The sequence below is a fragment of the Piscinibacter sp. genome, assembly GCF_050175855.1.
Classification (GTDB): Bacteria; Pseudomonadota; Gammaproteobacteria; order Burkholderiales; family Burkholderiaceae_C; genus Piscinibacter.
On record NZ_JBFXIO010000527.1, the window covers coordinates 1 to 2,881 of the forward strand.

General features: G+C 72.9%; 2 protein-coding genes. Both read right to left on the minus strand.

All coding sequences use genetic code 11. The features are described from left to right. Positions 1-2,231 (minus strand): type I polyketide synthase (locus AB7U92_RS25145; protein ID WP_428583281.1); only part of this gene is annotated, 2,231 nt, incomplete at its 3' end. Continuing rightward, positions 2,228-2,881 (minus strand): acyl carrier protein (locus AB7U92_RS25150; RefSeq protein ID WP_428583283.1); only part of this gene is annotated, 654 nt, incomplete at its 5' end. The genes AB7U92_RS25145 and AB7U92_RS25150, both read right to left, overlap by 4 nt.

A 2,881-nucleotide genomic window follows, 5' to 3' on the forward strand; every position in this document is an offset into this window, starting at 1 on the left:
CCGGCCAGGCGCTTCAGTGCATCGTCCAGCGCCAGCGGCGCGGCGGCCAGCACCACGGTGTGCGGCCCGTTGATCGCTGCGATGCTGACGTCGCCTGCGGCCAGCTCGAGGCCCAGCTCCGACTCGGCGCACTCCACCTGCGCCATGCGGCCACGGCCGGCGGCCGCCTGCATCGCGCGCGAACGCTCGTGGACCACGCGCACGGCATCGACCAGCGTCAGGACGCCGGCGGCATGGGCCGCAGCCACTTCGCCGACGCTGTGGCCGACGATCGCGCCGGGCATCACTCCCGATGCGCGCCACAGCGCAGCCAGCGCCACCTGAAGGCCGAACAGCACCGGCTGCGCGACCTCGGTGGCCTCGAGACGCGAATCGGCGTCGGCGGACAGCAGGGGTTCGCGCAGGTCCCAGCCGGCGCGCTCGGCAAAGGTGGCCGCGACCTCGTCGAGTGCGGCACGGAAGGCCGGCTCGGTGTCGTACAGCTCGCGCGCGGCGCCCGACCACAGACCGCCCTGGCCGCTGAAGACCCAGACGGGCCTTCCCTGCGCAGCCGCGGGCTCCAGCGTCGGGATCTCGTCCAGGCGCGCGTCCAGCCGGTCGGCCAGGGCCAGGGCGCTCGGCCCGTGAACCGCGACGCGGAAAGGATGGTGGCTGCGCCGCTGCCGGGCCGTGTGCGCGAAGTCGGCCAGGGCAGCGGATGATCCGGCAGGCAGTTCGCGCAGCGCCGCGACGTTGCCGCGCATCAGCGCGTCCAGCGCGCCACGGTCGCGTGCCGAGATGGTGAGCCACTCTTCGCGCGGCGCCACCGGGCTCGACGGTTCGACCGCTGGCGCCGACCGGAACTCCTCGAGCACGACATGCGCATTGGTGCCGCCGAAGCCGAACGAGCTGACACCGGCCACGCGCGGCGTCGGCTTGGCGGGCCAGTTCTCGAGCGCGGCGGGGATCGCCAGTGGCGTGCCCTCCAGGCGCAGATGCGGGTTCGGCGAGGTGTAGTGCAGGTTGCGCGGCACCCGGCCCTCGCGCAGGCACAGTACCGCCTTGATCAGCCCGGCGATGCCTGCAGCGGCCTCGAGGTGGCCGATGTTGGTCTTCAGGGCGCCGAGCCAGCAGCGCTGTGCCGGATCCACCGGCGCGCCGATCACCCGCGCCAGCGCCTCGACCTCGACCGGGTCGCCCAGCGGCGTACCAGTGCCGTGCGTCTCGACGTAACCATAGCGCCCGGAGGAGATGCCGCCCATGGCCAGGGCACGCCGGATGACCGCTTCCTGCGCGGGGCCGTTCGGCGCCGTCAGGCCGTTGCTGGCGCCATCCTGATTCACGGCACTGCCGGCGATCAGGGCGAGCACGGGATCGCCATCGCGCAGAGCGTCGGGCAATCGCTTGAGCAGCACCAGGGCCGCGCCCTCTCCTCGCACGATGCCGTCCGCCGCGGCGTCGAAGCTGCGGCAACGGCCGCCGGCCGAGAGGATCCGCAGCTTGCTGAACGCCAGGCTGGCGCTCGGCCCCAGCATCAGGTTGACGCCGCCGGCCAGCGCCGTGTCGCATTCGCCGCTGCGCAGGCTCTGGCAGGCCAGGTGCACCGCCACCAGCGATGACGAGCAGGCGGTGTCGACCGCCATCGACGGGCCGCGCAGATCCAGCGCATAGGAGATGCGATTGGCCAGGATGCTGTGCGCCGAGCCGGTGGCCGAGTGACTCTCGAGACCGCCGCGCTGCGCCAGCTGCAGCAGCCAGTTGTCGCTGCTCTGGCTGTGCGCTCCGACGAACACGCCGCCGGCCGAGCCGGCCAGCCGATCGGCGGGCTGGCCGCCGTCCTCCAGCGCCTCCCAGGCCAGTTCGAGCAGCAGTCGCTGCTGTGGGTCCATCGCCGCCGCTTCGCGCGGCGCGATGCCGAAGAAAGCGGCGTCGAATCGATCGACGTCCTTCAGAAAGCCGCCGCATCGAGACTGGATGCGATTGGGCGCGTCACCATCATCGTCGAAGAGTTGGGCGCCGTTCCAGCGATCGGCCGGCACGTCGGTCACCGCGTCACGGCCTTCGGCAAGCAGGGCCCAGAAACTGTCCAGGGAGTCGACACCACCGGGCAGGCGGCACGCTGCGGCGACCACGGCGATGCGCTCCGCCGCCGGGCCGGCCGGTGGGGGGGCGGCCTTCTGCGCCAGTCGCTGAGCGAGCAGCGCGCGCTTCTCGGGCGACAAGGCGGCCAACCGGTCGGACTGCGCGCTCATCGGCCCTCTCCACGGACGAGCTGCGCGCGCGCCTCGTGGTCGCTCATCTGTTCCAGCTCCGCCAGCAGCGCATCGAGCTCGACATCAGGTGCTGGCGCCTCATCCAGCGGCAGTTGCATCCGCTCGGCCAGATGGCCGGCAATGGCCGCGACCGTCGGGTGATTCCAGGCCAGCGTAGGCGACAGTGCCACCCCGGTGCGCTTCTCCAGCCGGTTGCGCAGCTCCAACGCCATCAGTGAGTCCAGGCCGAGCGCGCGCAGCGCTCGATCGTTCGGCACGCGCTGCGGCGCCATGCGCAGGACCGCCGCGACCTCGACGCGAATGGCCGATTCCAGTGCGCCGCGTCGCGGCGCTCCTGCGGGCGCCTCGACGAGCTGCTCGCGCAAGCTCCTCTCGGCGCCAGTGCGGCCCTGATGCCCGTCGTCCACCGCCTCGACGATGCCGATCGCGCCGGCGCGCTGCGTCGCCGCCAGCCAGCGCCTCGCGTCGAACCTTGCGCACGAGGCATGCGCAACCGCGGCGGCCAGCAACAGGTCGATGCCCTCCACCGCCTGCCTCGCCGAGATGCCGTCGAAGCCGAGCCGTGCCAGCGAGGTGCCGCGCACCGTGCTGCCTGCCGCCATGCCGCCTCCGGACACCGGGCCGAGGGC